Annotated in this window: 16 protein-coding genes; all 16 read right to left on the reverse strand. The window is 68.6% G+C overall.

Annotated elements, in window-relative coordinates; translation table 11 throughout:
- Nucleotides 1-21: 21 nt before the first annotated feature.
- Nucleotides 22-1,155, reverse strand: a complete 1,134-nt coding sequence (locus ABH933_RS37475) for a C40 family peptidase (RefSeq protein WP_429424861.1) — start codon at nucleotides 1,153-1,155, stop codon at nucleotides 22-24.
- 187 nt (nucleotides 1,156-1,342) lie between these two features.
- A complete protein-coding gene (locus tag ABH933_RS37480; RefSeq protein ID WP_429424863.1) occupies nucleotides 1,343-2,230 on the reverse strand; it encodes a hypothetical protein in 888 nt (295 codons plus the stop codon).
- Nucleotides 2,231-2,607: 377 nt separating this feature from the next.
- Nucleotides 2,608-2,919, reverse strand: coding sequence for a hypothetical protein (locus tag ABH933_RS37485; RefSeq protein ID WP_429424865.1), 312 nt, complete (start codon nucleotides 2,917-2,919; stop codon nucleotides 2,608-2,610).
- A gap of 255 nt (nucleotides 2,920-3,174) precedes the next feature.
- The gene (locus ABH933_RS37490; protein WP_429424867.1) at nucleotides 3,175-3,747 is read right to left on the reverse strand and encodes a hypothetical protein; all 573 of its coding nucleotides are present in this window, start codon (nucleotides 3,745-3,747) and stop codon (nucleotides 3,175-3,177) included.
- Between the two features lie 144 nt (nucleotides 3,748-3,891).
- A complete protein-coding gene (locus ABH933_RS37495) occupies nucleotides 3,892-5,625 on the reverse strand; it encodes a hypothetical protein (RefSeq protein ID WP_429424868.1) in 1,734 nt (577 codons plus the stop codon).
- Nucleotides 5,622-7,088, reverse strand: coding sequence for an SCO6880 family protein (locus tag ABH933_RS37500; RefSeq protein WP_429424870.1), 1,467 nt, complete (start codon nucleotides 7,086-7,088; stop codon nucleotides 5,622-5,624). Before ABH933_RS37500 ends, ABH933_RS37495 begins: the two co-directional genes overlap by 4 nt.
- Nucleotides 7,085-8,560 (reverse strand): hypothetical protein, encoded by a 1,476-nt coding sequence (locus ABH933_RS37505; RefSeq protein WP_429424872.1) that lies wholly within the window; start codon nucleotides 8,558-8,560, stop codon nucleotides 7,085-7,087. The genes ABH933_RS37500 and ABH933_RS37505 overlap by 4 nt, the downstream gene beginning before the upstream one ends.
- Complete coding sequence (locus tag ABH933_RS37510; protein WP_429424874.1) at nucleotides 8,557-9,357, reverse strand: hypothetical protein; 801 nt, start codon at nucleotides 9,355-9,357, stop codon at nucleotides 8,557-8,559. The genes ABH933_RS37505 and ABH933_RS37510 overlap by 4 nt, the downstream gene beginning before the upstream one ends.
- A gap of 19 nt (nucleotides 9,358-9,376) precedes the next feature.
- Nucleotides 9,377-10,012, reverse strand: coding sequence for a hypothetical protein (locus ABH933_RS37515; protein ID WP_429424876.1), 636 nt, complete (start codon nucleotides 10,010-10,012; stop codon nucleotides 9,377-9,379).
- 52 nt (nucleotides 10,013-10,064) lie between these two features.
- Nucleotides 10,065-10,325, reverse strand: coding sequence for a hypothetical protein (locus ABH933_RS37520; RefSeq protein WP_429424878.1), 261 nt, complete (start codon nucleotides 10,323-10,325; stop codon nucleotides 10,065-10,067).
- Between the two features lie 2 nt (nucleotides 10,326-10,327).
- A complete protein-coding gene (locus tag ABH933_RS37525; protein ID WP_429424881.1) occupies nucleotides 10,328-10,624 on the reverse strand; it encodes a hypothetical protein in 297 nt (98 codons plus the stop codon).
- 11 nt (nucleotides 10,625-10,635) lie between these two features.
- Nucleotides 10,636-11,316, reverse strand: a complete 681-nt coding sequence (locus ABH933_RS37530) for a DUF6668 family protein (protein WP_429424883.1) — start codon at nucleotides 11,314-11,316, stop codon at nucleotides 10,636-10,638.
- Nucleotides 11,317-11,321: 5 nt separating this feature from the next.
- Nucleotides 11,322-12,059: a hypothetical protein gene (locus ABH933_RS37535; RefSeq protein ID WP_429424885.1), complete on the reverse strand. Its 738-nt coding sequence runs from the start codon at nucleotides 12,057-12,059 to the stop codon at nucleotides 11,322-11,324.
- Nucleotides 12,056-13,612, reverse strand: a complete 1,557-nt coding sequence (locus tag ABH933_RS37540) for a cutinase family protein (RefSeq protein WP_429424887.1) — start codon at nucleotides 13,610-13,612, stop codon at nucleotides 12,056-12,058. The genes ABH933_RS37535 and ABH933_RS37540 overlap by 4 nt, the downstream gene beginning before the upstream one ends.
- Nucleotides 13,613-13,736: 124 nt before the next feature.
- The gene (locus tag ABH933_RS37545; RefSeq protein WP_429424889.1) at nucleotides 13,737-14,804 is read right to left on the reverse strand and encodes a lipase family protein; all 1,068 of its coding nucleotides are present in this window, start codon (nucleotides 14,802-14,804) and stop codon (nucleotides 13,737-13,739) included.
- A gap of 189 nt (nucleotides 14,805-14,993) precedes the next feature.
- Nucleotides 14,994-16,166 (reverse strand): cutinase family protein, encoded by a 1,173-nt coding sequence (locus ABH933_RS37550; protein WP_429424891.1) that lies wholly within the window; start codon nucleotides 16,164-16,166, stop codon nucleotides 14,994-14,996.
- Nucleotides 16,167-16,241: the final 75 nt, after the last annotated feature.

Genomic DNA, 16,241 nt, shown 5'->3' on the forward strand with positions numbered 1-16,241 from the left:
TGCGATGGAGTGTTTGCCGGGTCAGGCACGGGAATCCCCTCCCGATGACGGTGGTGGTGTGGTGCCGAATCGTCGGAAGTCCCAGCGCTCGCCTTTCCAGTCGGTCAGCGGTTCGATCTTCACTTTCTGCCCGTAGTCCGGAGCATTCACGATCAAGTCTCGGCCGGTGCTGTCGTGGCCGACGTAGATGCCGACGTGGTGGGAATCGGTCTCGCCCGGTTCGGTGAAGAACACCAGATCCCCGGGCTCGCGGTCGGAGTAGGGCACGATGACCGCGTGCGGGTCGTCTTGTTGGCTCTGGGTGTAGTGGGCCAACCGGATTCGACCGCCGCTGGCCTGATACACCGCGTACATCGTCAAGCCCGAGCAGTCGAAGGTTCCGTATTGTCCGCCGGGGGAGGGGCCTGCCACGGTGCCGCCGCCCCAGGCGTAGTCGGCTTTGCCGATCCACTGCGAGGCCGCCGCAATGACCGCGGCACCGAACGATCCGGCCGGTGCCGGCACGGGTTGCCCGTTCTCACCCTGACCGCATCCCTGCGGCTGGGTCGTGATGTCCGCGGTGGCATCGCCCGGGGTGGCGCTGACCGCGGCGTACGCCGCGTACACCTGGCGGGCCAGCTGCAGCGCTGTGCCGCCATACCGTTCGGGGTATGCGGAGTTCTCGACTGCCTGGGCCAGGCTCGCGGGGTCCATCGCGGCGGCGCTGGGGATTTTATTGGCTTCGGTGTAGAACCAGTTGATTTGGTTGACCGGGTTCATCAGCCCGGCCATGCCTCCCAGCGTGGCGGCCCATATGCCGGCTCGGATTTGGTGTGGTCCGACCGAGTCGAGGTTGTCGCCCTCTCCGTCGGTGGTAAATCCCTGCGACGCAGGAACATTCGGATTGGACAGGTTGCGGAACCCTGACTCGGCTTCTGCGGCGGCCTCCTGGGCGAGGATGACGTTCACCGGTTCTCCCCGCTGGCGCCCGATCACCACACCGTTGCGGGCGATCTGCGCCTGGTTCGCATTCAGGGACGCCAGGCCCGCCGCACCTACCGCGGGTGCCGGTGTGCATCCGGTGGTGGTGTCCGACCCGAGAATCGCCATCATCATGATCACCAGCAGCAGCGGTACAGCCGCTGCCAGGCCGATCAGCGCCCGTGTCGAGCCCATGACAGACCAGCGGCGTATATCCGGGATCCGAACCTGCCGACCGCCTGGACGGTCCCGCGGCAGATTCTCGGCGGGATGTCTGCCTCCGCCGGCGCCGGGACTCGTGAATAGTGTTGTGGCTCAACGGAGTTACCAGGTTCCATGACGGTCAGGGTCGGTTCCGGTCGGGCGAGTTCGTCGATGCTGGTCACAGTCCGAGGTCCCGGTCCGGTGTGAAGTGCGCTTGGACGTCCGGCGGAAGAAGGCTGCGCGGGGTGTGCAATTCGGGGGACGGTGGGCTGGTGCGGTGGGGGAATGCGGCCGCGATCGTGTTCGCGATCTGCTTCGGGGCTCCGATACGGTGGCGGTCTGGGCCGGTGGCGGTGGTGAAAAGATCTCGCATCTGCGCGACGATCTGCTCCGGCGCGGGCAGCGTGTGTGCGGTGACGGTGCCGGCGATGCCGGCATGCGCCAATGCGTATGCCTGCCCTTCGTACGATCCGCGGTCAGCGCCCGCATAGGAACGCCACCAGGTCAACAGTTCGTCAGAGCTGGCATGACCGATGGTGCCGGCCACCGCGGTGAGCAGCCGGTCGTTGTGCCAGGGCGCGGCTTCCTCGGCGGTCACCGCCAACAGGGTCGACACGGCTCGCACCCGCTCGCCCAGCAGTCTGAATTTCCTGTCGAACAGCCGCGCTGTGCCGACCTCGCTGCGCGCGCCCTGCTCGCTGTAGGCGGCGCCGACCGCGGCCATCCCCAGCACGCTGAGCGCATCGGTTCCCAACTCCGACACCAGAGTGGCCCGGTCGATCGGTGCCGGCTCGCGCCAGTGCAGGTCGCGCCGCCACGCCATGCCGTACTCGCCCCGGGTCCGGGCTTGCTCGATCCATTCCGGCGGCACGCCACCGGCCCACGCCGCGCTCTCGAGCGCCCCACGCAGTTCACCGCGACGCCGCACATCCTCGTGCCACTTCGCCGTGAGCTGCCGTCCTTCCTGGGCTGCACGCTGGGCAGTACGGGCGGCGGTGAACGCGGCGACGGCCTCGGTGCCGATCGCTTTGAGCACCCGGAACTGGATCCGATTCGGCTTACTCATCGCCACCACCCCGCAACGGGCTGCGTGAACAAAGTGCGGTGTTCTCGTTGACTGTTCGCACAACGAATCACCGGCGAATGCCTTCTGAGACGGCCGAGTTCAGTCATGAGGAGGACCTGCAATCCCTTGTCGGGACCGATCCATGCCCGTCTCTCCGGGTGTCATGGCACGCGGAGTTCACGGCTCTTCCCCGGTGCGTCGTCATGGTTTTTCTCATCGTTCTGTCGCTGTCTTCAGGTGTTGGAGTGCTCGGAGTGCGGCGGTGTCGCCGTCCGAGGTGACGTGGTGATCGCTGAACCCGCTGGTGATCGACTGCGGTGCGGCCAAGGCGGCCCTCTGCAGGTACGCGTATTCCGGTGGCCAGTGCCCCCGCTGCGTCAGCCGTCGGCCGCACGCCGGCCGTGCGTGTCATGGGCATCGAGTACCGCGCGTAGTACGGGCTGTTCGGCGGCCAGCTCCCGATAGGCATCGGCCGCCGACTGGCCCTGCATCGGCGCCATATCGAGCTTGGCGTGCAGATGGTTGTCCCACCGGTACCGCAGCGCGGCCAGTACCCCGGCGGGTCCGCCGAAGAGCCGCTCACAATCCGGGAGGTCGTGCAAGAGCTGTGAATTCGTCGGATCGACGGTTGCGCGAGCGAGTACCACATGCAGGATTTCGGTCCGAGCGTGATGATCTTTCCACGTCAATGCACCCACCCCTTCCTGGTAGGCCCGACGCCGGGCGCACGGCCCGAGACGCGCGCTGGAATGCCACCGGGTCGCCACCTCGTTCGGGCCGGCCTGTACAACGGTGCCGACCGCCGCCGTGAGCGGGCGGCGGCCCCGGCTTCGGTGCCGATCGCTTGGAGCGCCGTCAACGGGATCCGGGTCGGCTCAGTCACCGCCACCACCGCCCAGGGGCGTAGGTGGGGTACGTGCCTGTACCTCGCAGCGCCTGGGTGTTCATAAGTCGAGTCCGAAATCGCGGTTCGGTCCTGCCTGCGGGGGTGGTCTGTCGGTGTCGGCGTCGCCGAGAACGGGGCCGGTGTCCGTGAACGCGGTCTGAATCAGGTCTGCAATGGTGGTGCCGCTGTTCTGCTCTGCCCGTGTATCCGGGTAATGCAGATGGCTCCGTACCGCGATGACATCCTCTTCGCGGACCCAATGTTCAACCGCTCCGCCCCACGGTGCCTCGATCATTGCCAGGTAGTGGCGTTGGAGGAGGCTGCGGCCGTCGCTTAGCGGGATGTCCAGCGGGACGCCTTCCGCGACGATCCGGCCTTTCAGAATTCCGATCGGTTCGCCGGAGTTCGCCCCGAACGTGTTGATCCACAGGATCGGTTGTCCCGGAGGCAATTCGGTGGAGTTGTCTGCCTCGCTCGCCGTCGCGGCTCGTTCAGCACGCTGGAGTCGCGATCGCGCGGACGCGACATCGCGTTCTGTTCCGGCCAGCACCGCCGCTGTGATCGCCACTGCCGCGGCGTCCACCTCGACGGCCACGCGGAAGCGATTTTGTGTGCTGAGCACGAGCGTCACTGCCCTGGCGCCGGATCGAGCGACACCGCCGCCGTGGTCATCGGCATTCGATCGGCCTGGAAGTGGTCGCCTGTTAGGGTTGCGGCGTTCTCGGTGATTCTTCGCGGACGAACCGTCGGCGAATGTATGCTGAGACAGGCGAACTCAGTCATGAGGATTTGCCTTCCCTTCGAATGTTGTTGCGGCACTGTCGATGTCGTCGAACCGCTTGTTGGTGTTGTGGACTCCGGCGGCCCGCTCCGCGGGTGTGTAGACCATGCGGAAGGGAATTCCGGGCTGGTCGGCTTCCCCGGTCTTCAGCAGAAAGCAGCCGGTGCCTGGGGGTGCGCGACGTTCGGGCTGCTGGTCGTCGAGCAGGTCGTCGCTGGCTGGGCGTGGTGCGGCCCAGGAGGTGAGCAGCATTTTCTCGGTCTCGGAGAACGACATGACCGCGCGAAGGCGTTCGACCTCTTCGGGCGGGACCGGGCCGATGATCTTGGCTCTCGCGCGTTCGACGAAGCCGAGTGCTTTGTGCTGGGAAGCGTGGGAATCGAAGCTGGCGAGATCTTTGATGGTGTGCGAGCACATGATCAGCCCGGTGGCCAGTCTTCTGTTCAGGCGGGTCAGGGCGTCGACGCGGTCGATCATGTGTTCCCCGGCGCCCAGGACTCGCCAGATCTCGTCCATGACGACTTCGAAGGTGCGTTTCGGGCCCAGTCCGGCGTCGGCGAGGGTGTGCGCGGCGGCGATCGCGCCGAATCCGTCGCTCCAGCACACCATCAGCACCGCGGCGAGAAGTTTGACGTCGCCCTCGGGAATCCAGGACACGTCCACGCACACCGCCGGCGTCGACAGGTTCAACGGTGTGGTGGTGTGGCCGTTGAACACTTCCCCGAACGGTCCTTCGCACAAGGCGCGCAGCGACCGGCGCAATGTCTTGGTGCCGACGCGGTAGGCGTCCTCGGTGTCCTCCTCGGCGAAACGCATCAACTCCTCGCTGCCCTCGGCGATCACGGTGAGCAGGTCAGAGAGCAGGGGCGGATGGTGCGGGGTGAATCCTCGGTGGGTATAGAGTTCGCGCAGCCCGGCGGCGATGAGGGTTTCCTCGAAGTCCTCGACTCGCGATCCGCGGACCAGTTCGATGAGCCCGGCCACGATCGTGACCTGCCCGGCTTCGATGCGGGCGGCGACCTGGCGGCGCATGCCGGGGTCCGGCAGCCGGTCCAGGATCGTGCCCAGCGCGCCCACGGCCAGCGGGTTGATCGTGCCGTGGCCGTAGCCCACATCGACGATCTGCCCGCCCAGGACCTCGACCAGGTCCCGGTAGTCCGGTTTCGTGTCGCCCAGGCACAATACGGTTTCTCCGGCCGCGACCGCGCCGGTCACGATGCGGCGGATCAGCGAGGATTTGCCGTATCCGTTCAAGGCCAGCACGAAGGCGATCGGCGCGGTGAGAAAGCCTTTCAAAAACCAGGACATCGGGTCGAAATGCACCGGGCCGCCGGTGACATAGTGCGCGCCGACCGGGACACCGACCACCGGGGCGCTGGCACCGACCGCGAACGGCCACAGGCCGGCGACTTGGGTTGTAGTGGAACGCCATTCGGGTGTCGCCGGGACGACCGCGGCGCGCCCGCCACCCAGGCCGCCGTAGCCGCGATCGGTGAGTTTCGCGACCGCGCGGTCGAATCCGTCGCGCCCGCTGTCCGCAACCCGACGCGCGGCGGTATGGCGGCGGTGATCGTCGCTGCCCAGCAGTTTGCGGGCCCACCATCCGGCCAATCCGCCTGCCGCAGCGGTCTTCTCGGTCCGGACCCGGGTTTCTCGGGTCATGACCGTGATGCCCCCGATCCGGGTGGTGCGTGCCGGGCGGTGCGGCCGCGCCGGTGCGCGGCTCATGCCGACATCCTTTTCGAGATAGACCCGTGCTCGGGCAGGATCACCCCGATACCCAGTGACGCCGCGAACGCCGCGGCTTGATAGCCGTAGCAGCGGCGGACACTGAGCCGTGACGCCGCCGACATCGCCTCCACCGACGCGGCGATAGTGGGGATATCCGCGTCCAGTCGCGCGGTGGCGGTGACCAGCGCCCCGAAGCGGGTCAGTCCGGCACCCAGGGCCTGTTCTTGCCGGGCAGCCTTGGTGTTACCGACGCGGATGGACGCTGCGGCCGAAGCGATTCCGCCCGGTTCTGTCTGTTCCGCGGCGAGTGCGTCACGGAAATCGCCGTCGACGATCTCGGTGGCCTCGGCGGCGGAGTGCAGCCGGTACACCACCGCGATGCGTTTGCGGGGCAGGTCCGGGCGCGGCTCGAGCAGCGCCTTCATGACGGTCTCGTGCACCGCACCCAGCGGCGCGGCGTCCATTTCCCAGGTGACCGACCGGGCGCCGTCGTGCACGTAGTGATCCCACCGGTCCAGCGCCGAGACCGGGCCGACGGTGTCCCATGATTGCGTCGCGACCAGGTCCGGTCCGGCGGCTTCGATATTGTCTTGCGCGGCAACGTCATACCGGGATCGCACCAACCCCAGCAGCTCCCATGCCTGCATCGGTGCGGCGGGCAGCCCGGCGCGGGCGAGCTGGGACAGCACCCCTTGCAGGCGCTGGCCGATCTCGCGGGCTTGCTCGGCCGGGTTGCGTCGCAGTTTGCCGCGGGCGCGGTAGGTGATCGCGATCCGGGCTTCGATGCGAACCTGCCCGCCGGTGAGGTTGGCGGCTTCGGCCATGACCGCGGCCGCATAGTCCGGTGCATCCGCCCGCACCAGGCGCGCGACTTCGCGGCGCTGCTTGAGCCGGGTTTCCCGGACCGTCTCGAGGACACTGGTGATCGCGACGACGTCCCCCGATCGGCCTTGCGCCGCGAGGAATTGGCCGTATCCCTCCACCCAGCTGTCGATCTGAGGTTGGTCGACCAGCTCCTCCCCGGCCGGGATGACCCGAACCACGACGGTGTAGTGGTCAGTGCGCCGAATGTGGACCAGCCCGAACCGCTGCCCGCCGGGGGCCTCGTATTCGGTGAGCGCCGAGTCCGCGAGCAGTCCCGGCAGGCGGCTGGTCCCGGGGATCCGGGAGAAGCGGCCCGCGCGGTAGATGTGTTCCCCGCGTACCCCGGCCATCGCGAATTGCGTACGCAGGATCAGGATCTCCCACCCGGTGCGCCCGTTGCGGGTGATCACCATCGGCACGAACAGCACCGCAGAGCCCACGATCTGCAGCCCGGTCACCGGCAGCGAGCGGCTGAGCATGTAGCTGAGCATCACTGCGATCACCAGGCCGATTCCCAGCATCGACGCCCCGAACGTCAGCCCGAAAAAGCCTGCCGAGCGTGGTCTTTCCCACCGTCCATACAGGCGAGTGCTCATTGGGGCACCTCGTGTTCGGACTCCGGGGACGCCGCACTATTGACTCCGGCGTAGAGCTTCTTGCCGGTCTCGACCGCAGCCTGGGCCGCGGCGCCCCAGGGACCCCCGGCCGCGGCCACGCCCGCCGAGGTTTCCGCACCCGCAGACTCGGTTGCCGCCCTCTGCGTTCCCGTGCTGTCGGTTGTCTGCCGCGCCTGCGGCGGTGCAGAACCATTCCCGTCGGGGGCCGAGTCGGCTCCTTGGGTGTTGCGGCCCGCGCCACCCGACGGTGTCCCGCCTCCGCCGTCACCCCCTCCGCCCCCTCCACCGTTCCCGCCTCCGTTTTCGCCGCCTGTGCCGGTGGGGTTTTCGTCGACGGTGCGCGCGCTGGAGTCCTCGGAGCTGCCGCCCCCGCCGATGGCGCGGCCGATGCCGGCGCCGATGACCCCGGCGGCGAGCATGCCCATGCCGCTGCCGCCCATGGTGGCGATCGCGGGGGCGACCAGCCGCATGATGGCAGGCATGACGATCGCGACGAGCGCGAGCAGGATCAGGCCCAGCAGAGTCTGCTGCGCGTTGCTGTTCGGTTGGCTGCTTGCGGAGAACGCCACGACGTAGATCAAGGCGCCGACGGGTTTGTACAGCACGAACGCCAGCGACCAGGCGACCAGCCGCTGATACGCCTGGCTGCCTGGGCCGGTTCCAGACACCGAGGCCGCCACCGGAATCAGCGCGACCACCACGATCAGCAGCGCTTGGCGCACGACCAGCAGCACCAATTGCAGCAGCGCGCCGATGAGCCCGAAGATCGCGATAAGGAACATCGCCCCAGTACCCAAGCCCTGGTTCCCGGTCAGCGCATCGAAGTTCACCATATTCTTCACCACGCCAGCGGCGTCGCCGTGCGTGGCGTCGGAGATCACCCAGCTCGAGAAGACATCGCCGAAGTGGGTACCGACCGCCACCAGCGCAGCGAACATCCACGAGGCGAACACCGCGCGGGCGAACATCACGAACGTTTCCTGTGTCTGCCCGACCAATTCCCCGCGGCGCGCCATCGCCAGCCGCGCGCCGGTCAGGATGATCGCCCCCGTCATCAAATAGATCTGTAGATCACCGGTGTATTCGCGCACCGCGGACAGCACCGGCCCGGGAGTTCCGGTCGTGGGTTCGGCCAGCTGCGGCGAGGGCAGCGTGATCCACCAGTCCAGGCACCACTCCAACACCTGAGTCAACCCACCCAGCAGGGACTTGACCACGGCCCCGAACACCGAGTTCGCCAGCTCGCCGGTCGTTCCACCGACCGTGTTTTTCAGGGCGTTGTGCAAGGCGGTGCAGGCGCTGCCCAGGATGCTGGGAAGGTCACATTGCCCGCCGGAATTCGGTGCCGGATCCGCGGCCACTCGCCCGGCGCCCACGACACCGCACAACAGAGTCGTCGCGGTGATGATCGTCGCGGTGCGGGTGAGGGTCGATGTCGTTGCCAATGTCATTGCCACACACCGAAATCCGCGAGCGAGGTCAGCGGGGTCGCCGCCGTCCAGAGGGCGTCGATGTCATCGACGCGCACGCGCCAGTCCCCGTCGATCCACACCATCGGCCAGGTGCCGTAGCTGATCTGCTCGGGTGTGCGCACCGCGACATCGACCACGGCGAAGTCGGGGCGATAGTCCGGATGGATCCGGAATCCGGCGGGTACCACGACATTTCGTCCGGTGTCGGGGTTGTCGGCGCGGCTGTGCGCGAATCTGTCCAGCAGAGCCCCGCCACCGCCGGAGAATCGTTGAGTGACCACGGCCTGCCACACCCCTTCGGGGGCGGCCAGGGCGCGGGCGAACGCGTCCCAGGCCGCCAGCGCGGCCCCTTGGGGAGTGTCGGCGAACCCCGAGGCGATCCCATCGACCACACGCAGTGGCCCGTCGCTGCGCGAGAACGGCAGGGCGGCGGTGTTCCAGCCGCGTTGCCACATGATCCCTGCCGGTGCCGCGGTGAAGTATTGCGGACCCAGCGCCGGGTTCGGGCGACCGCTCAGGTCTTGGGCCAAGGCGATGCCTGCGGGGTCGATCGGGGTGTCCAGGCGGGTGCCGAAGGCATCGATGCTCGGCAATCCGAACCCCGTGCGCCCGTTCGGCGTCGGTGCATAGGTCGGTGCGGGTGTGATGCTCGGTGACTGCCCGGAATTGTTGCTGCTGTCGTGGCTTGATCCGGTGCTGAGCGCGGCGATGGCCGTTACCAGCAGTATCAGTCCGGCGACGGCGGGCAGCAGCCACCTGGGGGTTCGCGTGTTCATTGCCGGTGTCCTCCGTCTTTCATGGCTGTGCCAGCGCGACCATGTCCGGCGGTGTGGCCGCGACGGCGGTCACGAGTCCGCCGCCCGGAGGTGGGGGCAGGGCGAGTTTCCAGTCACCCGCGTTCCAGACGACGGTGGCGGTGTTGGCGGTCAGAGAACGGTCGGTCTGGCGGGTGTAGATCGCGACCACGACGCGATCCGGATTCCAGTGGGTGATCCGGTAGCCCAGCAGCCGTGGGGCGGCCCCGGCCGCGATGGGGCCCGGGATCGAAATCTGTGCACGGGCGATCGCCCAGGCATCGCGCCCGGGCCCCGCGGCCAGCAACTGCCCGATCTGCGGGTAGCCGGTGTCCTCGGCCAGCGACATCCGGATCGTGGTCTGTATGGCGGCCAGTGCCGCTCCGGCGGGAGTGCGGGTGTACCCGGTTGCGACTGGACCGTCGACCCGTGCCGGCCCCTGGTCTCCGGCGGGCACGCTCATGCCCTGGAACTGTGACCACCGCAGATGCGTCGGCCCAGCGTGCACATCGACCCCGGCCGGCGCCGCGCCCGGCCGGTGGCCGTCACCACATCCGGCGGACAGTGCGACCGCTGCCGCGGCCAGCAGCAGCACCAGCATGGTCATGACGGTGCGTGCGATGAGGCGGGTGCGCATCGGATTCCCGCCGCAGGAGCGGTGGTGTACTGGGGCAGAAGGGTTTCCAGGCTCAGAGCGGGGCATACAGGGCTCCGGCGATCAGTCCGGCGGATCCGGCGATCACACCGCCCAGCAGCACCCCGAACATTCCTTCGATGCTCTCTCCGCGGTGACTTCGGATCGCCAATAGCGCTGCGGCCCAGGTCAATCGGGCGACACCGAGTGCGCACACGATCCATCCGGCCCACCCGATCGCCAGCAGCAGTGGCGCGGTCACGTTCCCGGGCAGCGACTTGGCCAGCACTGCGGCGACCGACCCGACGGCGGTCACTGCTAGGTCACCGCACCCATGATCGCCCCGGCGCTGGTCATGACGACACCGCCGATGACCGCGTAAAAGACGATCTTGGGGCTCTCCATCGCCCCGCCGTGCATTCGCTCCCACCCGAATTTTCCGCCCGCGTAGATCAACGCGGCGACCCCGGCGATCATCGCGCCCCACGACAACCAGTTCAGGACCTTGAGCAGACGGTCCGAGCCCGGCGGGGCTTGCGGGGTGAACGGGATGTCCTGGTGGGCGGTGAGTGTCGCGCTCAGGTAGGCGGCTGTGTGGATCAGGATGTGCAACATGGTGTTTCCGTTCACAACTGCGGGGGTGAGGTGCGTTCACGCGAGGCCGCGATGAGCGCGGTGATTGCGGCCCCGACCCGATAGACCTCCGGCGGTACCGACGTAGTCAGGGGCGGGGTCCGGCGGAACCGGCGCCGAGCCGGGGCTGGATCCGACGGGGTGTAGACGGCCAGCTCGCCGGGCTCCAGGGCGATCAGGTCCTCGTGCCAGTCGATGGTCAATACTGTGTCGTGGTTCAGCAGTTCGGCGATGGTGTCGCGGTAGCGGCGCACGGGTGCGGGCAGGCGCCCGGGCCGCATGGGTGTCAGCACGAGGGCTTCGACGGTGACCCCGTCCGGTGCCAGGCCCGCGTGCCATTCCCGCAGCCGGTCCGCCGCTGAGGCCAGGCCGGGCATGCAGGTCCGCGCGGCGATCACGACGCGCTGCGTGGTCTCCCCGGAGGCGGGCCAGGCCCGGCCGCCGTCGGCGGCGTGGGCCCACCACTGCGCCAGCGTGGTCGCGCCTGCCCCGCCGTGCGCGGCCACGACCGCGAACAAGGGCGGGTGCGCACCGGTCAACGGGTACGGGCTGCGGCGCACGGGCGCCCGGCGCGATCGCGGGGGCGCGGTGACCGATCCGGTCGCCGGCGTGCGATCCGGCACGGCCGGCTCGTCGTCGTCTCCGAAGCGGTGGAGCTCGGTGGCGCTGGTCATCGCGGTCACCCTGCCTTCTGGATGTTCGTGATGACCGTGGCGCCGAGGGCGATGCGTACGTCGATTACTTGCAGGTAGTCCACTCGGGTGCCGTCGGGGTGCAGTTCGACCAGGTGCACGTCGGCGGCGTTGCCGCTGAGCGGGGTGATCGCGACGCAGTGCCGGGTGCCTGCGGGGATCGAGGCGATCCCTGCGGCGAGCTGGGCCGGATCCAGTCCGGCGTCCCGGGCCAGCAGCGGGGTCAGCGCGGTCACCGACCGCTGCGCGTAGTACCCGTCTTCGAAGGCGGCGATGACTCCGACCAGGGTGTCGCGGTCACCGCCGTGGTCGGTGACGATCGTTCCCTGCGGGCCGCTCAGACCGGCACAGGCTCCGGTGGTGGTCGCGGTGGTAGCGGTCGCCGTCGGTCGGGTGGCTGCGGGAATCGGCGGTGGGGCAACGGTTGTCGGCTTACGTGTCACATCCACGATGCCGGTGGTGATCGCGCCGACCGCCAGGGCCAGTACCGCCGCGACCAGGAGCCATCCCCGCCGCGGCATCAGCCGGTAGATCCGCCGGATCCCGGATGACGTGTAATCCGTTTCGGTGCTGGGGAATTCGTCGCGTTCAACTCTCGCATCGTCGACTGGATCGGGGTCTGGCTCCGGGGGGTCCTCGAGCCAGCCCCACCCGAGCCGTTCGTCCTGCGAGCCGCCGGTCATCACCGATATTCCGCCTCTCGTGGCGCTGCGGTACCTGGTCATGGCGTGGGGGTGGCCGCGATGGTGGTCTGCGGTGCGCTGGTGTCGGTGGTGGCCGGTGACGTTGTGTCGGTCGCTGGTGCGGTTCCCGTTGTCTGCGTGGGTGTTCCGAAGTTGACGCCGGTGGCGGCGATGTCCTTGGCCAGCGCGGTGAACCAGGTGGTGGTCGCGGCCAGTGGGGGCTGTCCGGTGCTGGTGACCGGGACGGTGCCGTAGGTGTTCTGGTTGCCCACGGCCGAGGAGTATTGGGCGTCCAGGTCGAGGTCGACCAGGTCGCTGTTGTCTTTGACGTTGTCCTGGATGGCGGTGAATGCCTCGTTGACCAGTCCCGGTAGCTGCGGCGACACGACCTGCACGAGCGCGCCGGCCAGTTTGGTGCCCAGAATGCCCAGCGCGGCAGCGGGATTGGCCAATCCCACCGTGGCCAGCGCGGCGAGGGTGTCGGGGGTGAACACATCGGCGGCGACCGCGACCGCGGTGTTGAAGGCGATGGTGCCGAGTTTGAACAGTGCGGAGATCGCGTCGTTCGGACCCGGCTGCGGCGCATGCGGATTCGACGCGTCGGCCAGGCGCTGGGAGATCGACTCCTGCGGCTGGTAGGCCAGGCTGTCCAGGGATGTGCCAGAGATGTCGTTGTTGATCACGTTGACGCCGGTATTGATGACCGTGGCCGACAGCGCGTTGGCGATGCTGGTCACCGCAGTGATCGGGTCGTGGAAGTCGGCCTGTTTACCGATGTCGGCGAACACGTTCAGCAGCGCGCCGTGGGCGGGTTTGTCGCAGGTGATATCGCCGGGTGTGCACAGTTGCACCACGCGCCCGTCCAGCGGTCCGTAATCCGACGCCTCGGCCGGGCCGCTGTCGGTAGCGGCGGAGTTCGCGGGCAGCCCGATTCCCCCCGCGCCGGGCAGTGCGGGGTTCAGGAAGCTGACTTTCGACACCGCGGTTCCGGTGGTGCCGGGTGCGGGTGTCGGGGTGGTTTGGCCTGCGCGGCCAGGGAATACCGGGGTGCTCGCTGGTCGAGCGGGGTCGCCGAACAGCGCCACGCCGGCGATATGATCGGCGGGCACCGGGCCGCTGCCGGAGGCTGCTTGTTGCGCGAACTCGGCCATGACTTGCGCGCCCTCGGTGTACCCGGCGGCGGCGATCAGGGTTTTCGGGCATTCGGTGAGCACCCCGGTGGCCATGGTGTCCGCGCGTTGCAGGGTCGCGGCGATCGATTGGGAGTAGCTGTCGTTCTGGCTGGTCGTGCCGGCACCGAGGTCGATACCGGTTGTCGTGTTGCTGCCGGTGGTAGTGGTCGTGACCTGGTCGTACGGCACGTAGGCGCGTTCGACCAGGCCCGACGCCTGGTCCAGCAACGGGCGCAGCATGGTGCCCAGCACGCCGGTGTCCACATCGGCTCCGGTGTCCGGAGACGCCTGATCCGGGCCCTGCGCGGCGAGCACATACAGGGCAGGACAGGTGCGGCTCATCGGGACCTGTGCATGCACCACAGGGGCTGCCGCGGTGCCCGCGGCCGCGACGGTCACCGCGGCCGCGGCAACTACGGTCATGGCTGCGGTGACCGGTCGCCGGGCGGTAGGTTGACCGGTGCTGGGTGACATGGTGGTCTCGATTCGGGCTCGTGCCGTGCAGGATTGGGCCTTCGAGGTGGGCCGGCCCACCTCGAAGGGGCTTTCAGGACGCCGCTGGTGGGTTACCGGCGTCGAAGAACGAGGGCAGGTGCGGTGCGTCGCGGCGCCATCCACCGCCCGCGTCACCCGATGTCAGGTGCGCGGCGAGCTGGTCGACGGCGTGTTCAGCGCCCCGGCGGCCGGCCTGAAGATGGGTGGCCTCGCCGATGTCGGTCCAGGTGACCTCGACGCCGCGCACGCGGTAGTCCGCGTACAGTTGCTGCGCGACGCGCACGGGCACGATCTCGTCACCGCCGCCGTGGTACAGGTGAATCGGCATGCTGGGCTGCCGGTGGCCGAGCTCCTCATGCATCAGCACCGTCGCCCACAGCCGGTCGTTCCACGGGTCCGGGCGAATCGTGTAGTAGCCCAAGGGCTTTGCGAACCAGGCCAGAAGTTCGGGCATCCCGGCGTTTTCGGCCAGGCGCCCCGCAGCCCGGCCGGCCGGGGCAAGGATCCGATGCAGCGGGACATCACGGTGGGCGCTGCTCAACCCGATGAGGGCGGCGAACCCGAGCCCGCTGTACGGGCCGCCGTCCACGGCTTCGACACACGCGCGCAGGTCCGCGGGCACACCTCCGGCGACCGCGACACGCACGCTGATTTCGGGGCTGTAACTGCGGTGCAATTCCGCTGCCCACGCCACGGCCCGTCCACCTTCGCCGTAGCCCCACAACCCGACCGGAGCTTCGCCGCTCAGCCCGGCGCGCGGGGTGTGCGCCGCGGCCCGGACAATGTCCAACACAGCGTGGCCTGAGGAGTTTCCGGCCAGGTACGGGTGGGGTCCGGGACCGACGCCGTGTCCTTCTCCGTCGGCCACGGCCACGGCCCAGCCGCGTGCCAGCGCCAGCTCGAGCTGCCCTATTTCTGGGAACGTCCCGGCCGCGATCATCCCGCTCGGCGCGTGCTGTGGGCCCAGCCCGTACACCTCGCTGCCGTAGCCCAGGATCGGGCGCGGTCCGCGACCACGCCACGGACCGGTCGGCGCCAGCAGCACACCCGAGGCCAGTATCGGGTCATCGAGGCTACTTGCGGTGCGGTAGAACAGTTTCCAGCCACGAACCCCGTCCATACCGGAATTCACCGGCAGTGAACGCACAAGGCTGCCTGCAGCGGCGCGGGTCTGGGACCGGGTCGATGACCCGTTTCTCGCAGGCGGTTGGAACAGCATCTCGGATGTCTTCTTTCCTTGTCCCCGGGCCAGTTTCACCAATGTCATTGCAGTGCACTGTGTTTGGTGAAAAGCCCGGGCGGCTGACGGTCAGTGTCTGGGGGTCAGGTCTCGTGCCATCGCGGAGAACCACTGGGCTCCAGCCGATATCGGTGACTGCTGGCCCGGCGCGGCAGCGCCGTAACCGCGGTGCCTGGTAGGGGCACCGACGGCGTCGGCTAGTACGGTCGGGTTGAGCAGATCCTGGTTATCGGCCAGGTTGGCCGAAACCGCCTGGGCGAATTGCTGGGCCAGCCGCGGGATGTTGCCGATCGGGTCGGCGGCCACCGCGGCCACGACACTGTTCAGTTTCCGATCCGCGTCCTGGGATTGCTCGACCGTCGGCGGGCTGTTCTGCAGGCCGGCAGCATCGGCCAGCCGCTTCGACAGGCTCGCGTGCGGCAGGTAGTCCACTCGCCCGCCCGGCCCGAGTTGAAGGTCGTCGGTGATGACGGTCGCCCGCGCGGTGTCCACGGTTTGCGTCAAAGCCTGCGTCGCGGAGGTGATGGCGGTGACCGGGTCACTGAACTGGGTCCGCACCGCGACCCCGGCCGCTACACGCAGCAGTTGCGCGTGTTGCGGTGCGTCGCAGGTCCAATCGCCTGGCAGGCAGAAGTCCGCGACGCGACCATCATCGAGGGCGCCGTAACTCTGATCGTGATCGACCAAACCGCCGCCCGCCGGTGCGGCCTGGTCAATCACGACGTGTGTGACCGCGTTCCCGTCGGTGCCCGGCGCCGGCGCCGGGCTGGCGCGGTGCGGGTTGCCGGGGAACAGGGGCTCCCCGGGGGTGCGTGCGGGGTTGGCGAACATGATCACGCCGCCGACCTTGTCCGCGGGGATCGGTCCGTGACCTGATCCGATCTGCTGGGCGAAGGTATGGACGGCGTCGGCGCCTTGTGAGTAACCGACAGCGGCAGTCATGGTGTTCGGGCACTGCTGGTGCACCTGTGCCGCGCTTGCGTCCAACTGCGCGACCGCATCGCTTTCGGAGCGCTGGTAGGGCAGGTTGCCGGTCCCGCCGGTCAGCGGGAGTCCGCCGAACGCAGCCGCGTAACGCACGTAGGCCCGCTGCACCGAGCCGGGCGGAGCCTGGGCCAGCAGCGATGAATTCATCGGGCCCAACATTCCGGTGTCGGCGGTCGGATCCGCGTCTACCGAGGACTCCCCGGTGCCCTGAGCGTCCAGGACATACAGGGCTGGGCAGTGGGTGATGGGTGGCATCGGTCCAGCGGCTGCCGTGCCTGCCGTAGCCGCAGCACCGACGCCGAGCAACGCGACGATCGACGATGCCAGGAC

Origin of the sequence: Nocardia sp. GP40, assembly GCF_050434125.1 — a bacterium.
GTDB lineage: Bacteria > Actinomycetota > Actinomycetes > Mycobacteriales > Mycobacteriaceae > Nocardia > Nocardia albiluteola.